Genomic DNA, 26,448 nt, shown 5'->3' on the forward strand with positions numbered 1-26,448 from the left:
GTCCTGAATGCGCGCCGAGAGATCACCGTTCACGGCCCCGGAATCGTGGGCAGGCCCACGTAGTCCCGGCTGCCGAGCGCGGCAATCTGGGTCTCGCTCGCCGCGCCCTGAAGCACCCACACGTCGTCGATGGCCCCGCTCCAGTACTCGCCCCATGTACTGGTACCGGTCTTGATCCGGCCCAACTGAAGCCCCTTGCCGGCCGCGAACGGCAGCACCGCGGAGTCCCACGACACCTGTTCCGTGCAGGCCGGATCGTCGGCCTCGCCGTCGTCGTTGGCGTCCGCGCAAGGCCTGACCTGCGTCTGGCCGTTGATGTACAGCAACATCTGGCCGGCGAAGGCGTCGTAGACAACGGTGATGTGGTCCCAGGCGTCCACGCCCTGGAAGGACGAGTGCTCGGCTGTCGACACGGTCGCCGAGGTCGCGTCGGCGTTCGCCATGACGAGCTGCCAGCGGCCCGTGTTCGCCGGGGCGGTCTTGTCCGGTACGTAGCGCACAGCGAACCCGTTGGTGTTCGTCCCGGCCATGCTCATCACCGTGACCGCCTTCTGCGGGCGGGCGGGTGTGGTGACCCAGGCCGACACCGTGAAGCTGGTGCTGGTGTCGACGGGCGAGGCAGCGGTCGACGCGTAGGCGGTGCCGGTGCCGTTCAGCAGCAGTCCGCCGTCGCCGACCATGTTGCTGCCGCCGCTGAGGTCGATCTGCGCGCCGGCGCCCAGGGTGAGGGGGTGCGCGGTGTGGTCCTCGCGGACCAGGTCATCGGGCGAGGTGGCCGGGCTGCCGGCCGCGGCATCCAGCTTCCAGCGCCCCTCGACCGTCGGCCGGCTGTCGAACTTCGCGGCGATCTCGGGAGCGGACAGCGCACGGTCGTACACCTGCACGTCCGAGATCTGGCCGGGGAAGAAGCTGGTCACGGTGCCGCTGACGGCGCTGGCACCGATCCGCAGCGAGCCGGAGGCGTAGAACGGGGCGGTGACCTTCGCGGTCGCCACCCACTTGCCCTGCACGTACAGCCGCAAGTCGTCGGTGACGGCGTCGTAGGAGCCGACCACGTACGTCCACTCACCGCCCGGGGCCAGTGCCGGATTGCCCTGGGTGGCCCGGATGGGCGTGCCGGTCGTGGTGTCCTCGGAGTACTGGTTGACCGTCCAGCCGTAGGCCGCCGAGTAGTACAGCTCGAAGCCGGGCTTCACGGAGCCGGCCTGGCTCACGATCACGGCGGGCTGATCGGGCTTGGTCTTGGCCAGCTTCACCCACGCGCCCACGGAGAAACTCACGGTGTTGCTGATGACCGGGCCGACCGTTCCGGCGTAGTCATCGACGCCGTCCAGGGTCAGCGCGGTGCCCGCGCGGCCCGCCTGGCCGAGCTTCGCCCCACCACCGAGGACGGCGGGGTGCACGTCCGCGCGGCCGGTCATCCGCGTGGTCGCGATTCCTTCGGCGTCGGTGGCCGGTTCGTCCAGCGGGAAGACGGTGCGGGCCTGGCGGCCGTTGCCGATGGTGCCCTTGGCGTAGAGGTCGCTGACCTCGGTGGCCGAGAGGGGCTTCTCGTACAAACGGACGTCGTCGATCGTGCCCGGGAAGTGACTGACCGCCCCGCCCTCGATGTTGCCGGCGCCGATCTGGAGTCCGCGGCGGGCGTCCCACGGCGTGGAGTACGAAGTGGTACCGGCGAGCGTGCCGTTGACGTAGAGGGACAGCAGGTCCGAGCCCGTTCCATAGGTGCCGACCAGATGCACCCACTCACCGGCCTTGGCCCCGCCGGCCGCCGGCTGCATCGCACGGACCGGGGTGGCCGTGGCGGTGTCGGCCGTGTACTGGTTGAACACCCAGCGGTCGTAGCCCTTGGAGTAGTACAGCTCGAAGCCCGGTGCGTAGTTGCCCGGCTGTGCGGCGATCACGGCGACACCGTCGGGGATCTTGTCGAGTTTCACCCAGGCGGCCACGGAGAAGGAGGCCGAGGTGTCCACGCTCGGGATGTCGGAGACCAGATAGTCGTCCACGCCGTCGAAGTGGACCGCGGTTCCCTTCTTACCCACCGTGCCGAGGGTGGGTCCGCCCATCACGTCGAGGGTGCGGGTGCCCGCGGTGCCGGCGGCCTGGGTCGCCGTGGACGCGTCGTCCAGTTTCCACTCGGCGCGCGTCGGCTGGCCCGACTTCACCCGGAACACGTAGCGGGAGGGTTCGCTGACCCGGCCGGAGGCGTCGACGGCTTGCACGTAGAGGAAGTTGGTGCCGGACCGGGTCGGGCGGAAGCTGATCGTGCGGGCCGCGCCGGCCGAGGTGGCGACCTCGTTGGCGGAGGAGGCTTCCTCGTTGACGCCGTACCAGTACTTCACGACGTCCGTGTCCGGAGTGTCGAGCGTGAAGGTCCCGTAGCGGCCCACTCCGTCGTAGAGCGGGTCGTTGGGGTCGGAGTCGTCGGCGGCCGGGTAGTCGCCGGAGGCGATGGAGGGGCCGACGGGCACCGAGGTGTCCCAGACGAAGTAGCAACTGGTGGCCGATCCCGCGGCCGACCATGGTGACGCGCTGTAGTAGTTGCCCTCCTCGTAGTCCCAGCTCCTGGCCACCCAGGCCACCGTCGTGTTCTTGGGGATCTTCTTGCTGCCGAGCGTCTCGGTGAGGGTCGTGCTGAAGTCGGAGCCGGACGCCTTCGGTGTCATCCGGGCGGAGGTCCACTGGGCCTTGAAGCCGGTGCCCGCGTCCCACAGCACCTGGAACTGCACGCTGACGCGGTCGGCGTCGGGGTCCTTCACATTGCTGGCGGTGAGCTTCGGAAGCGAGCGGATCGAGACCTTCTTCTCGGGCTTCTTGCAGGTGGCGCCAGGGGACATCGTCAGTTGGCTCATGGCGATCTGCTTGGGCGGCTGGTTGTACTTCACCCGCAGGTAGGCGTCGTCCGAGAACCGCTTCCAGCCGTACTTGTCGTTCTCGTCGGCCGCTTTCAGACCGAACGACGTGGTCGCCGAGTCGTGCGAGGAGGCGTACTTCACCGCTGCCGTGGCATTGAACTCCACATCACCGGCAGCGCAGGAGGAGCTGTTGCCCTTCGCCACGTCCTTGGAGTCGAGGAGGTCCAGCCAGTTGTCGGCCGAACTGTTCCAGGTGGTCTCCGAGGTGAAGTTCTTGGTGCGCCACAGTTGCACCGAACGCCCGTCGCACGACCCGGACCAGGTCTCGTGCGCCACGAAGGTCGCGTTGAGGATCGTCTTGCCGGAGAACCTCGACGTGGGGAACTTGTAGAACAGCCGCTTCACGTCGTACGGCGCGCAGTAGTCCCAGCCGCAGTAGCCCATGCCGGCGTCCGAGTCACCGTTGAAACGCCACTGCGGCGAAGACGCCCAGTAGCGCGAGGCCATCGTCCACTCCCCGGCCTTCGGGGTGTAGCTCTGCGGGTCGATGTAGACCGGGAAAGTGGTGTCGTCGTCGGTCAGCAGCGCCTGGTCCGGGGTGAGCCGGAGTCCGCCGCCATCGGCGGTGACATCGATGTCGACAGGGGCGATCTTCGCGGCGTCGCCGGGGCCTTCGGCGGCATCGTCCGCAGCTTGGTCTGCAGCTTCGTCTGCACCTTTGTCCGCACTGGAGGCGGCCTGCGAGGTACTGAGGGTGCGGGCGGTCGCCGGTGTGGGCGCCGTGGGTGTGGGCGTTGCCGATGTGAGCGTTGCCGGTGTGGCCGCCGTCTGCGTCGAGTCCCACATGAGGGGCCTGGCGGCCTGGAACACCGTGCCGCCCGCGGTCTCGTCGACCGCCTCCAGACCTCCGGCGTCCGTGACGCTCAGGTCGAGCCCCGGCGAGTCGACGCCCAGCTCCAACTCGGCGAGCGCGGGGTTCGCGGCCGCCTCAGGCGTCTTGACCACAAGGAGCTGGGAGTAGCCGTCGGTGGTGGCACGCATGCTGAGGTCGACGTCCGGCAGGACATCCGCGTAAATGGCGGTGTCCCCATCGAGCGTGGGTACCGGGAGGGCAGTGGGCCAGGAGAACGACAGTTGCTTGCCGGTGCGGTCGAGCGTGACGAGGGGACCGCTGCCGCCACCGGAGAAGGCCAGGCCGACGGCGGCCGCGTTCGGCGTGACCCTGCCGTCGGACCGCTTGACCAGGGTGTTGTCGATCGCCTTCCACTGCCCGGCGACCCGGGTCCGCACCGGCCTGAGGTGCTGGATCTCCTCGAACTGGCCGTCCGGCGTGGCGTACACCTCGGTCGACTCGCCGCGCAGGGAAGTGATCTCCACGTTGACGCCACCGACTTCGGCGGCGTCCTGCGCCTTGTCCACGGTGTCGGCCGTCCTCGGCGTGTCTTCGACGGCCGCGGCGCCGGACTTCTGCTCGCCGGAGGTTGCCGCGGACTTCGACTCCGTTGCCGCGGCAACGGATTCCGACTCAGCGGTGGTCGCGGACGCCGCGAACCCCGTCGGCTGTACGGCACCCACGATCACAGCGCCTGCAACAACTCCCAGAACAAACCTGCCAGTTCGCGGCAATCTGCCACCCGGCCGCCCGCCTGACACACCCATGTCCCCGCCCTCCCCCACTCCACAGTCCCCACCTGGAGTCACACCCGTCACAAAAGTGGAAGGAGTTTAGGCAGGACTTACATGCACGCGTCAACAGAGATTCGGGGATGGGTCACCGGTTGGCCTGAACCGGTTCAAGTGACGGACGTCGCCAAGGCAATGCGCGAGGTACAGCCAAGGCTGGAGATCCTGGTGTGGATTGCTGCCTGCGCCGGACTTCGCCAGGGCGAGGCTTTCGGACTCACACGGCATGCCGTGAACTGGGATCAGGATCAGCTCTACGTAGAGGAGCAGCGGCAGGCAGGCATGTCCGCAAAGCTCAAGACCCGGGCCAGCTATGCCACGCTGCCGGTGGATCACTTCTTGATCATGCGCTTGAAAGAGCACATAGCGACTTTCCCTCAGGTCGCGCCGGTCTGCGCGGAGTGGGAGCGACAGCGGACGGCCAAAGGCTATGCACCACCGCCGGATGAGGGTCTGATCGTGACCAACCGCTACGGCCGCCCCCTCAAGCAGGAGTCTTTCCGGCGAAACTGGAAGGCTGCCGTGAAGCTGGCGGGCCTGCCTGACCAGACGCGGTTTCATGACCTGAAGCACTTTTACACAACACGGCTCGGCGCATCAGGCGACTTCGATCCGAAGACGGTTCAGGCTCTGTCACGTCACGCGGAGTTCTCGGAGACCTGGGACACCTACGCCCACCCCCCGCTTGCGGTCCAGGGCGTGAAGGTCGAGACGTTCGGTTCCTTGTTCGCCTCGGCGTGACTCTGTTCCCGCGCGCGGGAAGTTCAGCCGGCCGGGCAGTTGGGGCTTGACCCGACCCGACCTTGTTGAGCAAGACTCACTGTCAGTTTCGAGGCTACCCGTCGCAGCGCGAGGGGGTGCCGGTCCGTGGAACGGCCGGTGCACTCGATTCGACCCCGATTCGACCCCGTGAGTATGAACAGAGTGGATCAGCGCTCTGACCAGGGAAGATGGGGTGCGGCGGAGGCTGCGGGTGTTTACTCGTGGTACACGTGAAATCACCGCAAGATGAGCGCCATCCATTGGTCCGGCCGGTCCAGCGCCTTGAAGCCGAGCTTCTCGTAGACACCGTGCGCGTCCTGCGTGGCGAGCAGCACTCGGCGTACGCCTAGCGGTTCGAGGTGCCCGCGTACGGCGGCGACCAGCGCGGTGCCCAGCCCCTTGCCCCGGGCCACCGGGTCGACGTAGACGTCACAGAGCCAGGCGAAGGTCGCCTCGTCGGTCACCACGCGGGCGTACGCGACCTGCTCCCCTGAAGTCCCGTCGTACACACCGAAGTTGAGCGACCCCGCGATCGCGCGCTCCTGCGTCTCACGCGAACGCCCGAGGGCCCAGTACGCGTCGGTGGAGAGCCAGCGGTGAACTCGTTCAATGTCGATGCGTGCGGAGTCGGCGGAGATCTCATAGCCCTCGGGGAGGCTCTGTGTGTCGGTCATACGGGGACAGTCGCAGCTCGGGCTGCCGGGGGTCGAACGGTTTTCCGCCCCCCTGTGCCGTCACGCGTCCCCCCGCACCGCCACCCGTCGGCTCCGCCCCGGACCAGGCAAGGCCCGGTTCAACCGGCGCTACCAGTCGTAGACTTGCCACCACGGATCGCTACTCCCGTACAGCAGGACGAGGAGGCAGTTCAGATGCGTGCAGTAAAGGGCGACCAGTTGGTGCAGCACGGCCGGGTCGTCGGGCAGCAGGACAAGATCTCGGAGATCGTCGAAGTCATGGGTACGGAGGGCACTCCCCCGTACCGGGTGCGCTTCCAGGACGGGCGCGAGGCCGTGTGCTCGCCGGGCCCGGACTCCGAGATCCGGCACAGGGACACCGGCCGGTAGATCAGCGCGCGGACCGTGCCGGCTGCTGGTAGTGGTCGGCGACGACGCGTGCCATCGCACCGATCCGGTCGGCCCCGACCTCCTTGGCCGAGAAGAACACATGCCCGCCGACCTGCGGGTGGTCCCGGGCGAAGGTGAGATGCCGGGACAGCTCGGCCGGGTCCTGCCAGGCGGCGGGCTGCGCCGGATCACCGGCCTTGTACAGAGCCTCCCCGACGTACAACTGCACGCCGGTGCCCTTCGCGACCGCGGCCCACCAGGGCACCAGCTTCGCGTAGTCGGCGGCGGCGAGGCCGATGTTCCAGTACAGCTGAGGGACGATGTAGTCGATCCAGCCCGCACGGACCCACTTCCGGGTGTCGGCGTACAGATCGTCGTACGTCTGCACGCCGGCCCGGGTCGCCGAGCCCAGCGGGTCGGTCGTCGCGTTGCGCCACACCCCGAAGGGGCTGACGCCGAAGCGCGCCGCCGGCCGGATCTCCTTGATGCGGTCCGCCATCTCCCGTACCAGCCGGTCGATGTTGTCGCGCCGCCAGGCGGCCCGGCCCGGGAAGCCCGCGCCGTACGCCGCGTAGGCCGCGTCGTCGTCGAAGACCTGCCCGGCGACCGGATACGGGTAGAAGTAGTCGTCCCAGTGCACGGCGTCGATCTCGTATCTGCTCACCGCGTCGAGCATGGCGTCCTGGACGAAGGCGCGGACCTGGGGCAGTCCGGGGTTGTAGTAGAGTTTCCCGCCGTACGGGACGACCCAGTCGGGGTGTTTGCGGGCCGGGTGGCTCGCCACGAGCCGCGTCGGGTCGGTGTGGTTCGCGATCCGGTACGGGTTGAACCAGGCGTGCAGTTCGAGGCCGCGGGCGTGGGCCTCCGCGACCGCGGTGCCGAGTGGGTCCCAGCCCGGGTTCCTGCCCTGAACGCCCGTGAGGTACTGGGACCACGGCTCGTACGGCGAGGGCCACATCGCGTCGGCCGTGGGGCGCACCTGGAACATCACGGCGTTGAGACGGCGGCGTACGGCAGTGTCGAGGTGGGCGAGGAGTTCGGTGCGCTGCTGGGCGGCGGTCAGTCCGGTGCGCGAGGGCCAGTCGCGGTTGGAGACGGTCGCCAGCCACATCCCGCGCATCTCCCCCACCGCGCGAGGCCCCTCAGGAACGGCCGCGGCATCTCCCCCCGTCGCGAGCCCCGACAGCGTCGCCGCCGCGGCCAACGTGAACGCCCGGCGTGACAGTCGCCCCATTCCCGCACCCCCTACACAGCGGATCCGTCTCGTCACGGATCGTCTCCCCGCACAGCATGCCTGACCCGCACGATCGATCATCGATACTTGGGAGTAACGTGCACGATCGGAGCAGGCCCCTCACGACGGGCAACCTGCCAAGGCCGATGATCAGCGGAAAGGGACGATGTGACCGACATCGAACGCGTCGGAGTGGTCGGCTGCGGCCAGATGGGAGCGGGCATTGCCGAGGTGTGCGCCCGCGCCGGTCTTGATGTCAAGGTGGCCGAGACCACCGGTGAAGCCCTGGAGATCGGCCGTACCCGGCTCTTCAACTCCCTCTCCAAGGCGGCCGAACGCGGGAAGATCTCCGAGGAGGAGCGGGACGAGACCCTGGCGCGGCTCAGCTTCACCACGGACCTCGGCGAGTTCGCCGACCGTGACCTGGTGATCGAGGCCGTCGTCGAGAACGAGCAGGTGAAGACGGAGATCTTCCAGGTCCTCGACCAGGTGGTGACCCGGCAGGACGCGATCCTCGCCTCCAACACCTCTTCGATCCCGCTGGTCAGGCTCGCCGTCGCCACCTCGCGTCCCGACCAGGTCATCGGCATCCACTTCTTCAACCCGGCCCCGGTGCAGAAGCTCGTCGAGCTGATCCCGGCACTCACCACGTCCGAGGGCACCCTCAGCCGGGCGCAGTCGCTCGTCGAGAAGATCCTCGGAAAGCACGCGATCCGCGCCCAGGACCGCTCCGGCTTCGTGGTCAACGCACTGCTGATCCCCTATCTCCTGTCCGCGATCCGGATGTTCGAGTCGGGCATCGCGAGCCGCGAGGACATCGACAACGGCATGGAGCTGGGCTGCGCCCACCCGATGGGCCCGCTCAAGCTGTCCGACCTGATCGGCCTCGACACCGTGGCCTCGGTCGCGTTCTCGATGTACGAGGAATACAAAGAGCCGCTGTACGCCGCGCCCCCGCTGCTCCAGCGCATGGTGGACGCCGGACGGCTGGGCCGGAAGTCGGGCTCGGGCTTCTACACCTACGCCTGATTACGCACGGTCAGACTCAGGCTCACGCGGGCCCGGCACCCCTTTCGGTGCCGGGCCCGCGCCATTCACACGCCGTGTGCGCGCCGGGCCCGCATATGCCGCTCGCACACGCTCCCCACGCAACCACCAGGCGAGTTGACTTTCCGTGCACAGTCAATGGCTGTGACGACTACGGAAAGGAGCTGACTCGTGACCGCCAACCCCGAGCATCCCGTGGCACCGAGGGAACTCGCCGAGTTACGCCAGTCCATCGAGGTGGGTCTCACCCGCATCGAGGGCGGACTGGCGCTGCTCACTCAGCGCGACGACCAGACCGCCAAGGATCTCGACGACCTGAGCGCACGGCTCGTCGCCCTCGAACACACTCGCTGGCCTCTGCCCACCCTCGCGGTCGTCGCGGCCGTGGGCGCGCTGGCCGTGGCGGTCTGGCAGGCTCTGGGCCACTAGGCCCCTGGACGCCGTGGGGGGATGGAATCAGGGCAACGCGTCCTGCCCGAGCCTGAGATGGTGCAGAAGGAGCAGTGCGGCAGCCATGTTGGCGGCCGGGACCTCGCCGCGGGCGACCATGTCGGGGACGAGCTTGAGGGGAACCCATTCCCGACGGTCGGACTCGAAGTCGTCCACAGGGTGGCCGATGTACGCGCCTTCGTCGGCCCAGAAGATGTGGTGCCGGGCGTCGGTGAGCCCATTGGAGGGCTCGACGGTCATCAGATGACGCAGGGGTCCTGGTCGCCAGCCGGTCTCCTCCTCCAGTTCGCGGGCCGCCGCGACGACGATGTCCTCGCCGTCCTCGACGACGCCCGCCGCGAGTTCCCATCCCCAGCTGTCGGTGATGAAACGGTGCCGCCACAGGAGCAGCACCTCATTGGCCGCGTTCACCACAGTGGCCACGGCCACGGGGCGCAGCCGTATCAAGAAGTGATCGAGGTGCCGGCCGTCCGGCAGCTCAACGTCTGCAAGATTGACGCTGAACCAGCGGTTTTCATACACAGTTTGTTCGTTCTGTTTCGTCCACTGCACGGTTCTGCCACCTTCCGCCGAGTAGATGGCAATATGGCAGCAGGAACGTTCTGACAGCAGGCGCACAGCGGCGCACGCCTCGGCAGCGGGTCGACAGTGGGGCGACAGCGGGTCGGTGTTCTACAGCGGTACGCGCAGTGCCCCGTCGATGAGTTCCGCGGCCTCGGAAGTGCCCGCGCACCCACTGGTCACCAGATGCTCGCGTACCGCGCGCAGTCTGTCGCGCAGCCGCTGGGACTCCATCCCCCGTGCCTGTTCGGCCATTTGGAGTGCGGTGGCGACCGCCTTGTCGGCGTTGCCCTGGCGCAGTTCGATCTGGCTGAGCATGGCGAGCCGGTGCACCCGTCCCCGGTCGTGGGCCGGGTTGTCGACGGCGGCCACCGCGTGCTCGCCGGCCGCCACCAGGTCGCCGAGGCTGAGCAGCGCCTCCGCCACTTGTACGTTGACCAGGCCCGGCTGGACATAGCCCGTCTCGTCGGGTTCGTAACCGCGCCGGATACGGTCGGCGGCCTGCTCCGCACGCCGGATGCAGGACAGTGCGCTGCTGCCGTCGCCTAGGTGCGCGTACGCCTTGGCCTGCATCGCGTAGAGGTCGGAGGCGAGCGCCGGCGTGATCTGCCGCCCTGCGGCGCGCAGCGCGGCCTCGGCGAAGGCGACAGCCTGCCGGTGCTCCCGCATGAAGAGCGACTGGTTGACCAGGAGAGCTATCACGTACGCCCCAAGTCCCCTGTCCCCGCTGGCTTTCGCGAGGCGCAGCGCCTGGTGGAAGTAGCGCTGGGCGAGGCCGTGCGCGTCCGAGTCGTAGGCGCAGATGCCCGCGATGGCCACCAACCCGCCGGTCGCGCGGTGGAGTTGGCGTCCGGTGGCGTCGGTGTAGCTGCCGCGCAGCAGCGGCGCGGTCTCGGAGTTGAGGAAGCCGACGATCCGGGTGCGGGTCGCGATGCCGCCCGCCTTGCGGTACATCTGCTCGTAGTGGGCGCGTGCCGCACGGAGCATGTCGATGTCGGCCATGCTCACGTGGTGACGTCCGCCGCGCGAGACGTCCACGTCCTCGGGCGGGTTCTCCCACTCCCACACCGGCATCACGGCGGGTGTTCCGGTGACGGCCGGTGCGCCGAGGATGTGCGGGCGCTGCTGTTCGTCGGAGCGCCACAGCGCGGTGGCCCGCTCGACGAAACCGGAGAGTGTGGTGCCGTGCGGGGCGGACGGCTCGCCGGGTACGCCGAGACCGATGTCGTCGAGCGTGACGGGCCGGTGAAGTCTGACCGCGAGCACTTCGCAGATCAGGTCGGGTACCTGGCCGCGCGGCCGCTGGCCCTTCAACCACCGTGCGACGGCGGTGTGTTCGTACCTGAGCGCGAGACCGCGCGCTCTCCCTGCCTGGTTGACGTGAGCGGCGAGTCCCGCGTGCGAGATGCCGGCCTCGTCGAGAATCGCGTCGAGCAGAGTATTGGGTTGCATAGGAGGCCCCCCGGGTGGCTCGGTGCCGACCGTGTCGTCAGCGTAGTGGGTCCTGTTTCACACGGGGTGTGAACAGAGTGCTCGCATCCGGGCAGTACACGCGCTGTCGCAGAGCGTTCCCGGCCGGTTGACTGAGATGCCTCGCAAGAGGCCGGCCGGGCCGCCGGCTCCCCCTCGTACAGTGCGGCGGCCCGATCCCGCGCCGTCCGCCCAGCTGCCTGCCCGACACTCCGTGGCGGGGCGGACGGCGGCACTCCGTTGGTTTCGCCGGAGTGCTGCTGGTGCTTGTCGGCTACGGGTGCGTGGGGGCTTGTCGCGCAGTTCCCCGCGCCCCTAAAAGCTCTGTGTTCACGTCACTTGGTGGATGCTGTTGCGCGGGGACACGCCTACGGTCGTTACGTAGCACCAGCACCGCTATGTCGTCCGCGGGCATCCCGCCCGTGTGGCTCAGGACCTGGCCGAACACCGCGCTCAGCACGGACTGCGGGGCGAGCGGCTGGACGCGGACGGCGTCGGTGAGTGCGGCCCGCAGGGGGAAGAACCGGCCCTGTGCGTCGCGCGCGTCCTCGACTCCGTCGGTGTGCAGGAAGAGCCCCTCACCGGGCAGCAGTTGGCCGTAGCGCAGGACGGGCAGCTCGTCCGGGAGCGGGAACGGCCCGAGCGGGGGCAGGGGTTCAGCGCAGGACAGTCGCTCGACACGGCCGCGTACACCGGTCGGCTCGGCCTGGCCGCGCAGCAGATAGGGCCACGGATGACCGCAGTTGACGGCGTACACCGCGCCGTCGCAGCGGATCTCCAGAAGCAGCAGGGTGACGAACTCCTCGGCGACCGGGCTGTCGGGGTCGAGGCCGGACGAGGGGTGCTCGGCGCGGGCCAGCTCCCGCAGATGCCGGGCCAGCGCCCGCTCAAGTCTTCTCAGTACGCAGCCCAGTTCGGGCTCGTCGTGCACGGCCTCGCGGAAGCTGCCGAGGACGGCGGCGACGGTTCCGATGGCCCCGAGACCGTGCCCGCGGACGTCACCCATGACGACCCGTACACCGTGCTCGGTGGCGATCACCTCGTACAGATCACCGCCGACGCTCGCACCACGATCCGCGGAGAGCTGCGCCGCGGCGACGTTCAGCCCGTCGATCCGCGGGGGCAGCGGCCGCAGCAGCACACTCTGGGCGGCGCCCGCGACCTTGCGGATCTGCCGGAGCTCCCGCAGCAGTCCCGTTCTGACGTGGACTATCAGCCCCGTGCCGACCGCGAAGAAGACCGCGCAGGTGACGATGCGGGCACAGAACCCGTCCTGCTGCGCGAGCGGGCAGGTCATCTTGTACGTGATCGCCATCGCGCCCCAGACCATGGGCAGCCCCACGGTCAGTGCCCGCCGCAACGGCCGCCGGTCGGCCCTGCGGACCGCCCGCCCGAGGCCTACTCGAAGGCCACGCCTTCTGACCGGCCGAGGTCTTCTTCCGCGCACCGCCCGGGCGAGCCCGGCCCGCAGACCGTTCCCCCGGCCGACCCCGGGGAGGACCGCCCGGGCCAGCACCCGCGCATGCGTACGGGGCGTCGCCCTGTAGGGAGCCCCACCAGCCTTGATACGGATCATGCCGATTGGCCCCCCAATAGGCCCTGACAGCGCAGAGGGCCTCCGCGAGGCCGGTCCGATTCTGTCGACCGCATGCCTCGATCGGGCCAGATCGCCCGGACTTGTCACCCGAAGGAGTGAGGGGTACATCCAGTGCCACGGATGTACCCCTCAGCCGGACTGTCAGCCGTCCGCTATGCCCCGCGCAGGACCGCCCCGGTCCGCTCGCCCGCGAGGGCCACCGCCGCGTCACGCGCCTCGGAGGCCTCGTCGACGGTCAGGGTCCGGTCGGCGGCACGGAAACGCAGCGCGTATGCCAGGGACTTCTTGCCCTCGCCGAGTTGCTCGCTGTTCTCGTAGACGTCGAACAACCGGATGGACTCCAGCAGTTCGCCCGCGCCCTCGTGCAGCGCCGCCTCGACGTCCACGTGCGGCACGGACCGGTCGACGACCAGCGCGACGTCCTGGGTCGCCACCGGGAAGGTGGAGATCTTCGGGCCCTTCGGGACGCCCGCGCTCGCCTGCTCCAGCGCGTCCAGGTCGAGCTCCATCGCGCTGGTGCGAGCGGGCAGACCCAGTGTCTTCAGGACACCGGGGTGCAGCTCACCGGCGTACCCGATGACCTTTTCCGCACCGTCGACGACAACGGCCAGCTCGGCGCAGCGACCGGGGTGCCACGGCCCGTACTGCCCGCCACGGACGAGGAGTTCGGTCCCCGCCTCGCGGGCCAGCGAGCGTGCCGCCTCGATCGCGTCGGCCCAGTCCGCCGGGCGGCCCTTGCCCCACCAGCCGGCCTGCTCGCGGGCGCCCGCGAGGACGACGGCGGCGTGCCGGGGCTGGGCGGGGAGCGCGGCGGTGAGCGACGCGATCTCCTCGTCGGTGGGCCGGCGGTCGACGGGCAGCCGCCCGGCGACGCGGAGCTGCTCGCGCGGGTGGAAGACCAGACCGGTCTCGAAGAGCGCGAGGTCGTGGCTGCCCCGGCCGTCGTTGCGGCGCAGCGCGCCGAGCAGGCCCGGCAGCAGCGTCGTACGGAGCGCGGGCTCCTCGTCGGAGAGCGGGTTGACCAGCGTGACGACCTTGCGCTTCGGGTCGTCGGCGGCCAGCGAGAGCTGGTCGAAGACGTGCTCACCGATGAAGGGGTAGTTCAGCGCCTCGACATATCCGGCACCGGCAAGGACGCGGCCGACACGGCGGTGCAGCCGCTGCCTGTTGGTCAGGCCGAGGCCCGCCGGGGGCTTCGGCAGGGTGGAGGGCAGGTTCTCGTAGCCCTCCAGGCGGATGACCTCCTCCGCCAGGTCGTTCGGGTCCGTCAGGTCGGGCCGCCAGGACGGCACGCTGACGATCAGCTCGTCCTGCCCGTAAACGTCGCAGCCGACCTGCTGGAGACGGCGTACGACGGTCTCGCGGCCGTAGTCGACACCGGCCACCTTGTCCGGGTGGTTCGCCGGGATCGTGATGGTGTGCGGCGCGGACGGTGCGATGACCTCGGTGACCCCCGCGTCGGCGGAGCCGCCCGCGAGGATCACGAGCAGGTCGACGGTCCGCTGCGCCGCGGCGGACGCGGCCTGCGGGTCGACGCCGCGCTCGAAGCGCTTGGACGCCTCGGAGGCCAGCTTGTGCCGGCGGGCGGTGCGGGCGATGGAGAGCGCGTTGAAGTGCGCCGCCTCGATGACGACCTCGGTGGTGGTGCCCTCAGTGTCGTCGATCTCGGTGTTCGCGCCGCCCATGACGCCCGCGAGGCCGATGGGGCCGCGGTCGTCGGTGATCACCAGGTCCTCGGCGTCCAGCGTGCGCTTGACGCCGTCGAGGGTGGTGAGCTTCTCGCCCTGCTCGGCCCGGCGCACACCGATCGCGCCCTGGACGCGGGTGCGGTCGTAGGCGTGCAGGGGCTGACCGAGCTCCAGCATCACGTAGTTGGTGATGTCGACGGCGAGCGAGATCGGGCGCATGCCCGCCTTCTGGAGGCGGCGGCGCAGCCAGATCGGGGAGCGGGCCTCAGGGTCGAGACCGGTCACCGTACGCGCGGTGAAGCGGTCGCAGCCGAACGGGTCGGAGACCCGCACCGGGTAGCCGAAGGCGTTCGGGGCCGGTACGTCGAGCAGCGCCGGGTCCCTCAGCGGCAGGCCGTACGCGATGGCGGCCTCGCGGGCCACCCCGCGCAGCGAGAGCGCGTAACCGCGGTCGGGCGTGACGGCGATGTCGAGGACCTCGTCGACGAGCTGGAGCAGCTCGATGGCGTCGCTGCCGACCTCGACCTCGGGCGGCAGGACGATGATGCCGCCGCTGCCGTCGTCGCCCATGCCCAGCTCGTCGCCGGAGCAGATCATGCCGTGCGAGGTCTTGCCGTACGTCTTGCGCGCGGCGATCGCGAAGTTGCCGGGCAGGACGGCGCCCGGCAGGACCACGACGACCTTGTCGCCGACGGCGAAGTTGCGGGCGCCGCAGACGATCTCCTGCGGCTCACCGGTCCCGTTGGCGGTGCCGACGTCGACGGTGCAGAAGCGGATGGGCTTCTTGAACTCCGTCAGTTCCTCGATGGTCAGCACCTTGCCGACGACGAGGGGGCCCTTGAGGTCGGCGCCGAGCTGCTCGACGGTCTCGACCTCGAGGCCGGCGGAAATGAGCTTGGCCTGGACGTCGCGCCCGGTCTCCGTCGCCGGCAGGTCGACGTACTCCCGCAGCCAAGAAAGCGGGACCCGCATCAGATCTCCATCCCGAACGGCCGGGTGAACCGGACGTCGCCCTCGACCATGTCTCGCATGTCTTCGACGCTGTGGCGGAACATCAGCATCCGCTCGATGCCGAACCCGAAGGCGAATCCGCTGTACTTCTCGGGGTCGACGCCGCAGGCGATCAGCACCCGCGGGTTGACCATGCCGCAGCCGCCGAGCTCGATCCAGCCCTCGGAGGAGCAGGTCCGGCAGGGGCGGTCGGGGTTGCCGACGGACTCGCCCTTGCAGACGTAGCAGAGCATGTCCATCTCGGCGGACGGCTCGGTGAAGGGGAAGTAGTTCGGGCGCAGCCGGGTCTTCATGTCGGCGCCGAAGAGCGACTGGACCATGTGGTCCAGGGTGCCCTTGAGGTCGGCCATGGTCAGGCCCTCGTCGATGGCGAGGAGCTCGATCTGGTGGAAGACCGGGGTGTGCGTGGCGTCCAGCTCGTCCGTGCGGTACACGCGGCCGGGGCACACGATGTAGACCGGCGGCTCGCGGTCGAGCATGGCGCGGGCCTGCACGGGCGAGGTGTGGGTGCGCAGCACGACACCGGACTCGTCGCCTTCAGTGCCCTTGGGGCCCTGTACGAAGAAGGTGTCCTGCATCTGCCGTGCCGGGTGGTCGGGCGTGAAGTTGAGGGCGTCGAAGTTGAACCACTCCGCCTCGACCTCGGGGCCCTCCGCGATCTCGTATCCCATGGACACGAAGACGTCCGCGACCCGCTCCATGAACGTGGTGATCGGGTGCCGGGCGCCGGCCGGCACGCGGTCGTAGGGCAGCGTGACGTCCACCGCCTCCTCGACCAGCACACGGGCGTCGCGGTCGGCCTCCAGCTCGGTCTGACGGGCGGCGAGCGCCTTGTTCACCGCGCCACGGGCCTGGCCGACGAGCTTGCCGGCGGCGGCCTTGGCGTGCGGGGGCAGGGCGCCGATCTCGCGGTTGGCGAGGGCCAGCGGGGAGGTGCCGCCGGTGTGGGCGACCTTGGCCTCCTGGAGCGCGTCGAGGTCACCGGCGGCCGCGAAGGCGGCGAGCGCCTCGTCCCGCATGCGCTCGATCTCTTCCGGTTTCAAGGCCTCGACCTCTACAGGGTCGTACGACTTATTCGGTGCCGACATCTCTTCCCGTGCTTCCGGTTGGCTGGCTGGGGTCCCCGTCTACGGCTCGGAGACGCTTCGTCCCTGACATGGGGACGCAAAGGTGCCAGAGGCCGAGTCTAACGGGGGTGACGTGTGCGAATGCGCCCGTGGGTCCTCGCTCGGCGTTACAGCAGATACGCCGGGGTGCCCACGGGCAACGTAAATCGGAACTGGGCGCCGCCGCCGGGGGCGCGGCCGACCGTGATGGTGCCACCGTGGGCCTCGACGATGCCCTTGACGATGTAGAGCCCGAGGCCCGTCCCGCCGCGCTTGCTGCCCCGCCAGAAGCGGGTGAAGACGCGGTTCATGGACTCCTCCGGGATGCCGGTGCCCTCGTCGCTCACCGTGACCGACGTGGCTTCGTTCTTACCGTCTTCCCCTTCGCGCGGGGAAGCCGAGGGCGTGACGTCAATGGTGACGGTTCCCTCGCCGTGGCGCACCGCATTTTCGATCAGGTTGCTGAGCACCTGGTCGACCTTGTCGGGGTCGGCCCAGAGGGCGGGCAGCGGATGCTCGATGCGCACCAGGAAGCGGTCGGCGGACTGGCCGGATGCGACGTAGGCCTGGATGTGGCGGCCGACGGCGGCGCCCATGTCGACGGGCTGGCGGCGCACTTCGAGCCGGCCGGAGTCGATGCGTGAGATGTCGAGCAGTTCGGCGATGAGCCGGGTGACCCGGTTGGCGTCGGCGTCGACGGTCTCCAGCATGAGCTTCTTCTGGTCGTCCGTGAACCGTTCCCACTTGGCCAGCAGCGTGGCCGTGAAGCCCTTGACGGAGGTGAGCGGCGAGCGCAGTTCGTGGGCGACGGTGGCGATGAGCTCGGCATGGCTGCGCTCGGTACGGCGGCGGGCCTCGGTGTCGCGCAGGGAGACGACGACACGGTGGACCGGGCCGGTGGGACGCGTGCGCACATACCGCGCGGAGACGAGCACCTCGCGCCCGCCGGGGAGCAGCAGATTCCGTTCGGGCTGTCCGACCCGGATGGCGAGACCGCCGTACGGGTCGGTCACCTGCCACCACCTGCGCCCCTCCAGATCCTCCAAGGGGAGGGCCCATTCGAGCGGGCGGCCGAGCGCGTCGGCGGCGGACACGGCCGCGATACGGGCGGCGGCGGCGTTGAAGCAGATCACGCGGCCGCGCTCGTCGGCGATGACGAGTCCATCGGGGAGGTCGTCGGGGTCGATGCCAAGACCGGCTCCGAGGCCGGCAAGCTGACCGGCTTCCTGATCGGCTCCGAGTTCGGCGGCATCACCGCGCCGGGACGCGGGTGTACCGCGCACGTCCCGTGCTCGCGGTGCCTTGTGCGCACCGCTCGTGCCGACACTCATCCCCGTACCCCACCTCTCGTCTGGCAGTGGGCCCCGAGCAGGTCACCCTACTAGCTCTCGGTGACGGAGCGGCACCCTCCGGAGCCGCGCTGTGCACGGGCGGACGCGTAAAGACATACGGCCGCGGCGGTGGCGAGGTTCAGGCTCTCGGCTTTCCCGTGGATGGGTACGCGCACGACGGCATCCGCCAGCGCACGTGTCTCCTCCGGAAGTCCCCATGCCTCGTTCCCGAACACCCAGGCGGTCGGCCCGCCCATGGTGCCCTTGTCCAGCTCGTCGTCGAGGTCGTCCTCCCCGACACCGTCGGCCGCGAGGATCCGTACACCTGCGTCCTTGAGCCCCTGTACCGCCCGCTCGACGGGCACACCCACGGCGACGGGCAGATGGAACAAGGACCCCACCGAGGCCCGTACGGCCTTGGGGTTGTAAAGATCCACGGACGCGTCGGTGAGCACGACGGCCTCGGCACCGGCTGCGTCCGCGCACCGCAGCACGGTGCCGGCGTTCCCGGGGTCGCGCACATGCGCGAGTACGGCGACGAGCTTGGGGCGCTCCTTGAGGATCTCCTCGAAGGGCGTGTCCAGGAATCGGCAGATCCCGACAAGCCCCTGCGGTGTGACGGTCGTCGAGATGTCGGCGATCACCTCCTCGGCGGCGAGGTGCACCCGTGCGCCGGCGTCCTGGACGTCCGCGACGATGTCGGCGTACCGCTCCGCGGCCTCGACCGTCGCGAACAGCTCGACGAGGGTCGCGATCCCGTCGCGGCGATGCGCCGCCGCCTCCCGCACGGCCTGCGGCCCCTCCGCGAGGAACAGCCGCTCCTTCCCCCGGAAGTTCCGCCTGGCCAGCCGCCGCGCGGCAGCCACGCGAGACGAACGCGGGGAGATCAGGTCAGGGGTGATGGGGGACATTCGACTCACCTTCGGTACCAAATTCCGCCGCAACGGCGATCAACCACGACGGCGGACAACGGCGGTGCCGAACCCGGCCCCCACCACTCAACGCAACGGACCCGCAGGAAAAAACCCACGGGTCCGCACAGTCACGTCGGCTCAGGCCCAGCGCAGCGTCACGCGGCCTTCGGCGCGTTGACGTCCGACGGCAGCGCCTTCTGCGCGACCTCGACGAGCGCGGCGAACGCGTTGGCGTCGTTGACGGCCAGCTCCGCGAGGATCTTGCGGTCGACCTCGATGTTGGCCGCGTTCAGACCCTGGATGAAGCGGTTGTAGGTGATGCCGTTGGCGCGGGCAGCGGCGTTGATGCGCTGGATCCACAGCCGACGGAAGTCGCCCTTGCGCTTCTTGCGGTCGTTGTAGTTGTAGACCAGGGAGTGGGTGACCTGCTCCTTGGCCTTGCGGTACAGGCGCGAACGCTGACCGCGGTAACCCTTGGCGGCCTCGAGGATCGCCCGGCGCTTCTTGTGGGCGTTGACTGCCCGCTTGACGCGTGCCACTTGTTAACTCCTTGCAGCGGGGCCGTGGTGGGACTCACACGGCCCGAAATCGATGGGGTCCCGGTCCTGACGTACGGCGCGCGGCGATCGAACGATCAGGCGCCGCTGCGTCACTTGCCGAGAAGCTTCTTGATCTTCTTGGCGTCGCTCGGGGCCACCTCGACGTTGCCGGTGAGGCGACGCGTCACTCGGGACGACTTGTGCTCGAGCAGGTGGCGCTTGCCGGCACGCTCACGGAGCACCTTGCCGGAGCCGGTGATCTTGAAGCGCTTGCTGGCACCGCTGTGCGACTTGTTCTTCGGCATAGCGCCGTTCTCTCCTCGTCAGTGGCGTTCCGGTGCCCGGTCGTGAAACCGGGCACGGTGGAACGTCATATGTATCGGTTGACATCCCTGGACTGGTGTCCCGGGACTCCCTGGACTCTCGTCCTGGGCTCCCGGGGCCTTCGCCCTGGGATCAGGCCTCGGCGGATGCGGATGCCGGGGCCGGAGCCTCGGCGGCCTCGACGTCGTCAGCGATGTCCTCGCTGTCGATGTCCTCACCGTCGATTCCCTCGCCGTCGATGTCGCTCTCGTGAGCGTTCTGCGACTTGCCCGGGTTGGCCTTCGCTTCGGCCTTGCGAGCCGCCTGGGCCTCGCGGGCCTCGGCCATCGCCTCGGTCTTCTTCTTGTGCGGGCCGAGAACCATGATCATGTTTCGGCCGTCCTGCTTCGGGTTCGACTCGATGAACCCGAGGTCCTCGACGTCCGTGGCGAGACGCTGCAGCAGTCGGTAGCCGAGCTCCGGCCTGGACTGCTCGCGACCACGGAACATGATCGTGATCTTGACCTTGTCGCCCTGCTTGAGGAACCGGACGACGTGACCCTTTTTGGTGTCGTAGTCGTGCGGGTCGATCTTCGGCCGGAGCTTCATTTCCTTGATGACCGTGTGCGCCTGGTTCTTGCGCGCCTCACGGGCCTTCATGGCCGACTCGTACTTGAACTTCCCGTAGTCCATGAGCTTGCAGACGGGCGGGCGAGCGCTCGCCGCCACCTCGACCAGGTCGAGGTCGTACTCCTGAGCAAGCTCAAGGGCCTTGGCAAGCGGAACGATCCCGACCTGCTCGCCGCTGGGCCCGACAAGTCGCACCTCGGGAACGCGAATCCGGTCGTTGATGCGGGGCTCGGTGCTGATGGATCCTCCTCGGTAGCACCACACGGCGGTCTGGCGGACAGCCGCGTATGTCTCTGATGACAGTTGGACCAACCACCGCGGGACATGAAAAATGCCCCGGACGGGACACAGGCGGGGCTCCAAGGACTACCGGAGCACCGCCGCGGTGGTCCGCGGGGCGCACTTCGGGCGACTCCATCGTCCGTACGGAACGATGGTGACCGCCTGACCGGGTGACCCGCCGTCCCGGAGGACAGTCAGGTGGGAGATCGGAGCCTCCACTTGTGGGCCGAGCACGCTGACATGCTTCTTCGCGCGCCCGACCGGTCGTAACACAAGGTTAGCAGCTCGGACTGAGAAGGGCTAACCGAGGCCAATTGGGGCCGGTCCCCGTCCGGGACCTATCGTGGAGGTCATGAGTGACACCCCTCCCCAGACGCCCGACTACGACACCATGACCCGCGACATCGCCGAGGTCCCCGCGGTCGAGGTGATCGTCACGGTCGCCGTCAACCTGATGAGCGCGGCCGCAGTGAAGCTCGGCCTGGCCCCACAGGAAGGGGTGGGTGACGAGCACAAGGACCTGGACGAGGCGCGGAAGCTGGTGCACGCGCTGGCCGGGCTGCTCGACGCGAGCGCGACCGAGATCAGCTCCTTCCACGCGGCACCGCTGCGCGACGGTCTCAAGTCGCTCCAGCTGGCGTTCCGCGAGGCGTCGATCGTCCCGGACGAGCCGGGCCAGGGCCCGGGCGAGAAGTACACGGGCCCGATCTACGGCTGACTCACCCGGTCCCCGGCTGATTCAACCGGCCCACGGCTGCTTCATCCGCTCCACGAGCGGCTCACACCTCGCGTACGTACAAGGGCTCGCCCGGCGGCGTCGCCCCGGCCGGCAGAAGTGCCAGGTCGAGGCCGCGCACCAGGCGGGCCCTCAGTGTCTCGTCGGCCGCCAGCCGTTCGGCGATCGCGCGGGCGGTCTCGGCGGGGGGCGCGGACGCGTCCAGTACGAGGGCCAGGGTGCCGTCCGCCTGCCCCGGGCCGAGATGCGCGCGGAGCACCGCCGGCTCGGCGACGACGGCCGCACGTACGGCTTCGGTGACGGCCGGGTCGGCAAGGGGATCCGTGTTCGTACGCCCCTCGGCGAGCGCGAGCAGCGCGGGGCCGGTCAGCTCGTACGGCACGGGGCCCGCCAGATCGAGTACGACGGTATCGGCCTTCTCGTGCGCGGCGGCCTGCAGGGCCTGGTGCAGGGGTACGGCGACGGGGCGGGCCTCGGGATCCCAGCGGGCCAGTGACTCGGTGGAGGTGAAGGCGGGCAGCGCGGTACGGTTCCCGGCCTTCAGGGTCGGCACGGCCATGTCGCTGGTCTTCTCGCGGCGCAGCCCGTTCTCGTCCTCCTCGACCTCGCCGAGGACGGCTACGACGGGCACGAGCAGCCGGGCGCCCCTGAGCGCCTCCAGGACCGGCCCTACGGCGCTGCGGTCCTCGGCCCAGGCGGTGAGCGCCGCGCTCAGCCGGGGATCGGCGGAGCCGTCGTCGTCGGAGAAGCCGGAGTCGGGAATGTTCTTGTTCGCCACGGTCCCCGACCCTATCGGGGGGATGCTGCTGGGCTTGTGCGGCCCCTGAAACATGGACTTGACGGGTCTCATCGAATTCTCATCCATCCCTGACGCAGATTTCACATGCGTCTAACCACGGGCACAGGCCAGGCGCCCAGCATCGCGGAATGGACCGTCAAAGTGCCCGTAGACGTCGCGCCCGCCCGTCCAGGCGCATGCCCTTCCTGTACACCGCGGTGGCGTCCGTCGTCCTTGTGGGCGGTACGGCGGCCGGGGCCGTATATATGAAGGCCCAGGCGCACGACGGCCAGGACCTCGTATCGTCGTCCTCTCCGTCCTCGGCGTCGCCGAGCGTCAGCGAGGAGGCATCGGTGGAACCCGTCACGGCGCCCGCGGTGGACCGGGACGCGCTGCTCGCCGACGCGGTGAAGAAGTCCGTGGCGGTCCCGAGCGGCGCCGAGATGTCGGCGTCCGTCCTTGACGTCGACTCCGGCGAGAGCGCCGCGTACGGCGCGGAGGCCTTCGACACGGCGAGCATCGTCAAGGTCGACATCCTGGCCACGCTGCTGCTCCAGGCGCAGGACGCGGACCGGCAGCTGACGGCGACGGAGAAGGCCAACGCCACCCTGATGATCGAGAACAGCGACAACACGGCCGCGACCGCCCTGTGGAACGCGATCGGGACGGCGGACGGCCTCAACACCGCGAACAAGAGCTTCGGGCTGACGGAGACGGCGGGCGGGGACGGTGCGCTGTGGGGTCTGACGCAGACCACGTCGGCCGATCAACTCACCCTGCTGCAGCAGGTGTTCGGCGACGACTCGAAACTCAGCGAGACCTCGCAGACGTACATGCAGGGGCTCATGAGTGACATAGCCGTCGATCAGCACTGGGGTGTGTCGGCCGCGGCCGACGGTTCCGACTGGGCCCTGAAGAACGGGTGGCTGGCGCGCAGCACGACGGGGCTGTGGGACATCAACAGCATCGGGCGGGTCACCGCCGACGGCCACGACTACCTGGTCGCGGTGCTGTCGAACGGCACCACGACGAAGACGAAGGGGATCTCGCTGGTCGAGGCGGCGGCGAAGGCGGCGGTTTCGGTGTTCCAGGACACGACTGCCGATCCCACGGCCACGGCCGCCCCCTAGTTTCGGCGGCCACAGCCACTCCCTGGTTCGTACGAAGGCCGTCCTGTCAGAAGCCGTCGTACTCGCGCGGTCCCCTGCGGCCCCGCCACAGGACGACCGCCGCGGCGAGCAGAACCGCGCCGAGGCCGCCCGCGAGCGGCCCGACCCAGCCGGCGGGATCCGTGTCGTCGTCGGGGTTGTCCGGGCCCGTTCCGAAGTACTCCTGGCCGTACGCCGCCCGAATCCCCTCGGGCTTGAGCCGGCCGCCCTCCTTGATGGCGGCCGCGGGGTCGATGAAGCCGTAGCCGCGGGAGTCGTCACGGCCGCCCGCGGGGGCGTTGCGGGCCGTGTCCTCCACGAGCTGCTTGATCTGGGCCGGGGTCAGGTCCGGGTGGGCCGCCTTGATGAGCGCGACCGCGCCGGAGACGAACGCGGAGGCCGCGCTCGTGCCCCAGCCCTCGTAGTACCGCTCGTCCGGATCGGCGATGACGACGTCGACGCCGGGGGCGCTGACGGTGGCGTACCAGCGGCGGGTGGAGAACGAGGCGCGGGTGCCGTTGCTGTCGACGGCGGTCGCGGCGATCACGCCCGGGTAGGCCGCGGGGTAGGAGATGTGGTCGCCCTTCTCGCCGCCGTTGCCGGCTGAGGCGACGACGACGGCGCCCTTCTTCAGGGCGTACTGGACGGCCTCGTCCTCGGCGGGTTCGGGGTGGGCGGACGCGGAGTCGTCGCCCAGGGAGAGGTTGATGACGTCGGCGCCGTGGTCGGCGGCCCAGCGGATGCCGTCGGCGAGGGCGTTGCCACGGGTGTTGCGGGCCTTCGTACGGGAGGAGTCGCCGTCTTCGAGGATGACGCGGACGGGGAGGATCTTGGCCGCGGGGGCGATGCCCAGGACGCCGTCGGCGTCGGCCGGCCCGTGTCCGTGGCCGGCGATGATCCCCGCCATGGCGGTCCCGTGCCTGGCCCACGCCCGGTCGCCGCGGGTCGCTCCGAAACCGACCATGTCCTTGCCCGCGAGGACGTTGCCCGCCAGGTCGGGGTGCTGGTCGTCGACGCCGGTGTCGAGGACGGCGACGATGATCCCCTGGCCCTTGGTGGTCTGCCAGGCCTCCTGGGTGTGCATCGCGTCGAGGGCCCACTGCTGGGCGCGGATGCCGTCGGCGTGGGCGGTGGTGGCGGGGACCAGGGCGAGGGAGGCGGCCAGCAGGACGCTGAGGAGTCCGGCTCTGCGGGTGCCGAGGCCGCGGGGGCGGCCGGTACCGACGTGGTCGGCCCCGCGGGTACGTGCGCGGTCCGCGCCGCGGGTCATGACGGCTTCTCCGTGGGCGAGGTGACGGTCTTGCGGAAGCCTCGCTCGACGCGGTCGGCGAGGCCTTGTGCCTCGTGGCCGAGGCCGGCCTGGGCCGGGGCCGTGGTCGCACCGGACTTCATGGCGTCCTCGGCGGCCTGCGGGGCGGTGACGGCGCGGCCGTCGGCGAAGCCGGAGACGGCGAAGACGACGACGGGGGCGTCGGTGAGGACCGACACCGTCCAGGAGGCGCGCTGGCCGTCGCCGAAGCCGGCCGCGACGGTGCCCTCCACCGCGTACGGGCGGGGCATCAGATCGGTGCGCCGGTCCAGGCCGTCCTTCTGGAAGCGGGTCTTCAGCGCGGTCATGGCCGTCGCGTCCGCCTTGGTGAACAGCAGGCCGACGGTGGTGACGAGGCTCCGGGTCGCGTCCGTGTACGTGGCGCGCAGCAGCCGCAGGCAGCCCACCGGTGCGAGGGCCTGGCGCAGGAGGGGGTCGAAGGCGTTCGCGCAGCCGGTGTCCGGGGCGACGGCGACCCGAGTCCAGATGCGGTCGGCACCGCCGGGTCCGGCGCCCTCGCCCTGCACGGTGGGCGGGAAGAGCTGGTCCACCGGCACGCTGTGCCAGAGTTCGCCGGCCGACGCGAACTCGGTCCGCGCGTCGGAGCCGGCCGAGCTCTCGCCGGTCAGCCAACTCCCCGTCACCGCGCCGCCGATGAGGCCGAGCCCCAGCACGACGCAGGCCGCGGCGGCCAGCGCCCGGGGCCGGGTGCGTCCGCCGTGGGGGCGTACGCGCACGGTGTCGTCGTACGTCTCCGGCTGTCCGAAGGACACGAACGGGCGCTCCACGACCGGGGTTTCCGTCGGGGGTGCGGCGACCGGGGGCCGTGCGGGCGCCTCGGCCGGGATGGGCCGGAGCCGCCTGGTGGTCTCCGTGGCGCTCTCCTCGGGCACGGTGGTACGCCGACCCTCACCGGGTGCCGGGGGCGCGTCGGGGAACCGGGCGGAGGCCGGCGGCGGGGGCGGGGACGCCGGGTCGGGCCGCCGGGGCGGGCGCAGACCCGGGAATCGCCGAGTCTGCTCCTCGCGGCGGGGAGCCGCACCGGGCGACTGCGTCGGGGCACCCTGCGCGTCCGGAGTCCGCGCTTCCGCGTCGGCGGAGAAGTCGAAGAAGTCGAACGACTTGGGCGGCGACGGTACGCGAGGACCGCGCCCCGCGCCTGTGTCCGCCCTGGACGACCGGGGACCGCCGTCGCCCTCCCAGGGCTGCGATCCCGGCTGCGCCGGGGCCGAGCCGACGCCGTTCCCCACAGAGGTCGGCCCGGTCGGACGGGACGGCCGCTCCGACGGGACGCCGCCGCTAACCGGAGGCGCCTGCGGGCGGGGCGGACGCGACGAGGCTTCGCCGGACTGCGAGGGCATCGGACGGCGCCCGGCCGTCGGGGGACGTCCTGATGGCGGGGCCTGGGTACGGGGCGGCAGCAGGGCGTCCCCCCTGGACGGGGGGCCTCCTGGTGAGGGAACCGATCCCTGCGCGGGGCCCCGTTCCGGCATGGCGGCCCGTCCCGGCGACGAGGGCCGGGCCGAGGTCCGCAACCCGTCCTGAGCCGACGGCTGATCGGGCACCGGGAACTGCCCGGGCGCGGGGGGCCGGTTCGGCTTCGACGACTGAGCGGGGGTCGGAGACTGGTCCGGCCCTGGTGAATGACCGACCGTCGGAGACCGGTCCGGCCTCAACGACTGACCAGGCCTCGCAGTCTGGTCAGGGGTCCGCAGCCGGCCCGGAGTCGGCGACTGGTCGGGCCTCGGCGGCTGAGCGGGCGTCGGAGACTGCTCCAGCTTCGGCGAGTAACCCGACCTCGCAGGCTGGTCGGAAGTCCACGGTCGGCCCGGAGTCGGCGACTGATCCGGCGTCGGAGGCTGAGCAGGCGTCGGAGGCTGGTCCGGTGGCGGCAACTGGTCCGGCCTCGGCGGCTGGTCCAGCCTCGACGACTGACCGGTCGTCGGAGAC

Annotated in this window: 22 protein-coding genes; 6 read left to right on the forward strand and 16 right to left on the reverse strand. The window is 70.1% G+C overall.

Features of this window, described 5'->3' with window-relative positions:
- Nucleotides 1-29: 29 nt before the first annotated feature.
- On the reverse strand, nucleotides 30-4,430 hold the full coding sequence (locus AB0N66_RS16590) for a LamG-like jellyroll fold domain-containing protein (protein WP_365434539.1): 4,401 nt from the start codon (nucleotides 4,428-4,430) through the stop codon (nucleotides 30-32).
- Between the two features lie 222 nt (nucleotides 4,431-4,652).
- On the opposite strand from AB0N66_RS16590, the gene AB0N66_RS16595 reads away from it, so the two are divergent.
- Nucleotides 4,653-5,279 (forward strand): site-specific integrase, encoded by a 627-nt coding sequence (locus AB0N66_RS16595; protein ID WP_365434542.1) that lies wholly within the window; start codon nucleotides 4,653-4,655, stop codon nucleotides 5,277-5,279.
- A gap of 257 nt (nucleotides 5,280-5,536) precedes the next feature.
- Here AB0N66_RS16595 and AB0N66_RS16600 read toward each other — a convergent pair whose 3' ends face one another.
- On the reverse strand, nucleotides 5,537-5,974 hold the full coding sequence (locus tag AB0N66_RS16600) for a GNAT family N-acetyltransferase (protein WP_365434545.1): 438 nt from the start codon (nucleotides 5,972-5,974) through the stop codon (nucleotides 5,537-5,539).
- Between the two features lie 195 nt (nucleotides 5,975-6,169).
- Between AB0N66_RS16600 and AB0N66_RS16605 the strand changes: the two genes are divergently transcribed.
- On the forward strand, nucleotides 6,170-6,364 hold the full coding sequence (locus AB0N66_RS16605; protein ID WP_365434548.1) for a DUF1918 domain-containing protein: 195 nt from the start codon (nucleotides 6,170-6,172) through the stop codon (nucleotides 6,362-6,364).
- 1 nt (nucleotide 6,365) lies between these two features.
- On the opposite strand, the gene AB0N66_RS16610 is transcribed toward AB0N66_RS16605, so the two are convergent.
- The gene (locus AB0N66_RS16610; protein ID WP_365434551.1) at nucleotides 6,366-7,598 is read right to left on the reverse strand and encodes a family 10 glycosylhydrolase; all 1,233 of its coding nucleotides are present in this window, start codon (nucleotides 7,596-7,598) and stop codon (nucleotides 6,366-6,368) included.
- A 168-nt stretch (nucleotides 7,599-7,766) separates the two neighbouring features.
- Here AB0N66_RS16610 and AB0N66_RS16615 point away from each other — a divergent pair, with 168 nt between their 5' ends.
- Nucleotides 7,767-8,627, forward strand: a complete 861-nt coding sequence (locus tag AB0N66_RS16615) for a 3-hydroxybutyryl-CoA dehydrogenase (RefSeq protein ID WP_365434554.1) — start codon at nucleotides 7,767-7,769, stop codon at nucleotides 8,625-8,627.
- A 189-nt stretch (nucleotides 8,628-8,816) separates the two neighbouring features.
- A complete protein-coding gene (locus AB0N66_RS16620) occupies nucleotides 8,817-9,074 on the forward strand; it encodes a hypothetical protein (RefSeq protein ID WP_365434556.1) in 258 nt (85 codons plus the stop codon).
- Nucleotides 9,075-9,101: 27 nt separating this feature from the next.
- Here the strand turns inward: AB0N66_RS16620 and AB0N66_RS16625 are convergent, their stop codons facing one another.
- From AB0N66_RS16625 to infC, 10 genes are all read right to left on the reverse strand, one after another.
- The gene (locus tag AB0N66_RS16625) at nucleotides 9,102-9,647 is read right to left on the reverse strand and encodes an NUDIX hydrolase (protein WP_365434559.1); all 546 of its coding nucleotides are present in this window, start codon (nucleotides 9,645-9,647) and stop codon (nucleotides 9,102-9,104) included.
- 120 nt (nucleotides 9,648-9,767) lie between these two features.
- On the reverse strand, nucleotides 9,768-11,108 hold the full coding sequence (locus AB0N66_RS16630; RefSeq protein WP_365434562.1) for a transcriptional regulator: 1,341 nt from the start codon (nucleotides 11,106-11,108) through the stop codon (nucleotides 9,768-9,770).
- 292 nt (nucleotides 11,109-11,400) lie between these two features.
- Nucleotides 11,401-12,456: a PP2C family protein-serine/threonine phosphatase gene (locus AB0N66_RS16635; RefSeq protein ID WP_365435257.1), complete on the reverse strand. Its 1,056-nt coding sequence runs from the start codon at nucleotides 12,454-12,456 to the stop codon at nucleotides 11,401-11,403.
- A gap of 419 nt (nucleotides 12,457-12,875) precedes the next feature.
- Nucleotides 12,876-15,383, reverse strand: a complete 2,508-nt coding sequence (pheT, locus tag AB0N66_RS16640) for a phenylalanine--tRNA ligase subunit beta (protein ID WP_365434565.1) — start codon at nucleotides 15,381-15,383, stop codon at nucleotides 12,876-12,878.
- On the reverse strand, nucleotides 15,383-16,510 hold the full coding sequence (gene pheS / locus AB0N66_RS16645; RefSeq protein WP_365434568.1) for a phenylalanine--tRNA ligase subunit alpha: 1,128 nt from the start codon (nucleotides 16,508-16,510) through the stop codon (nucleotides 15,383-15,385). Before pheS ends, pheT begins: the two co-directional genes overlap by 1 nt.
- A 146-nt stretch (nucleotides 16,511-16,656) precedes the next feature.
- Complete coding sequence (locus AB0N66_RS16650) at nucleotides 16,657-17,859, reverse strand: ATP-binding protein (RefSeq protein WP_365434571.1); 1,203 nt, start codon at nucleotides 17,857-17,859, stop codon at nucleotides 16,657-16,659.
- Nucleotides 17,860-17,909: 50 nt separating this feature from the next.
- Nucleotides 17,910-18,770 (reverse strand): RNA methyltransferase, encoded by an 861-nt coding sequence (locus tag AB0N66_RS16655; RefSeq protein ID WP_365434574.1) that lies wholly within the window; start codon nucleotides 18,768-18,770, stop codon nucleotides 17,910-17,912.
- Between the two features lie 158 nt (nucleotides 18,771-18,928).
- Entirely contained in the window at nucleotides 18,929-19,312 is a 384-nt protein-coding gene (gene rplT, locus AB0N66_RS16660; protein WP_365434577.1) for a 50S ribosomal protein L20, read from the reverse strand.
- A gap of 110 nt (nucleotides 19,313-19,422) precedes the next feature.
- A complete protein-coding gene (rpmI, locus tag AB0N66_RS16665) occupies nucleotides 19,423-19,617 on the reverse strand; it encodes a 50S ribosomal protein L35 (protein ID WP_365434580.1) in 195 nt (64 codons plus the stop codon).
- Nucleotides 19,618-19,768: 151 nt separating this feature from the next.
- Nucleotides 19,769-20,509, reverse strand: coding sequence for a translation initiation factor IF-3 (infC, locus tag AB0N66_RS16670; protein ID WP_365435260.1), 741 nt, complete (start codon nucleotides 20,507-20,509; stop codon nucleotides 19,769-19,771).
- A gap of 370 nt (nucleotides 20,510-20,879) precedes the next feature.
- Between infC and AB0N66_RS16675 the strand changes: the two genes are divergently transcribed.
- Nucleotides 20,880-21,245, forward strand: a complete 366-nt coding sequence (locus AB0N66_RS16675) for a DUF1844 domain-containing protein (RefSeq protein ID WP_365434583.1) — start codon at nucleotides 20,880-20,882, stop codon at nucleotides 21,243-21,245.
- A 61-nt stretch (nucleotides 21,246-21,306) separates the two neighbouring features.
- On the opposite strand, the gene AB0N66_RS16680 is transcribed toward AB0N66_RS16675, so the two are convergent.
- Nucleotides 21,307-22,041, reverse strand: coding sequence for an SseB family protein (locus tag AB0N66_RS16680; protein WP_365434586.1), 735 nt, complete (start codon nucleotides 22,039-22,041; stop codon nucleotides 21,307-21,309).
- Nucleotides 22,042-22,190: 149 nt separating this feature from the next.
- Here AB0N66_RS16680 and AB0N66_RS16685 point away from each other — a divergent pair, with 149 nt between their 5' ends.
- On the forward strand, nucleotides 22,191-23,171 hold the full coding sequence (locus AB0N66_RS16685) for a serine hydrolase (RefSeq protein ID WP_365434589.1): 981 nt from the start codon (nucleotides 22,191-22,193) through the stop codon (nucleotides 23,169-23,171).
- A gap of 46 nt (nucleotides 23,172-23,217) precedes the next feature.
- Here the strand turns inward: AB0N66_RS16685 and mycP are convergent, their stop codons facing one another.
- Both mycP and AB0N66_RS16695 read right to left on the reverse strand, forming a co-directional pair.
- Nucleotides 23,218-24,459: a type VII secretion-associated serine protease mycosin gene (gene mycP, locus AB0N66_RS16690; protein WP_365434592.1), complete on the reverse strand. Its 1,242-nt coding sequence runs from the start codon at nucleotides 24,457-24,459 to the stop codon at nucleotides 23,218-23,220.
- Nucleotides 24,456-25,748: a hypothetical protein gene (locus AB0N66_RS16695; protein WP_365434595.1), complete on the reverse strand. Its 1,293-nt coding sequence runs from the start codon at nucleotides 25,746-25,748 to the stop codon at nucleotides 24,456-24,458. The genes mycP and AB0N66_RS16695 overlap by 4 nt, the downstream gene beginning before the upstream one ends.
- Nucleotides 25,749-26,448: the final 700 nt, after the last annotated feature.

This window comes from Streptomyces sp. NPDC093544 (genome assembly GCF_040683495.1).
GTDB lineage: Bacteria > Actinomycetota > Actinomycetes > Streptomycetales > Streptomycetaceae > Streptomyces.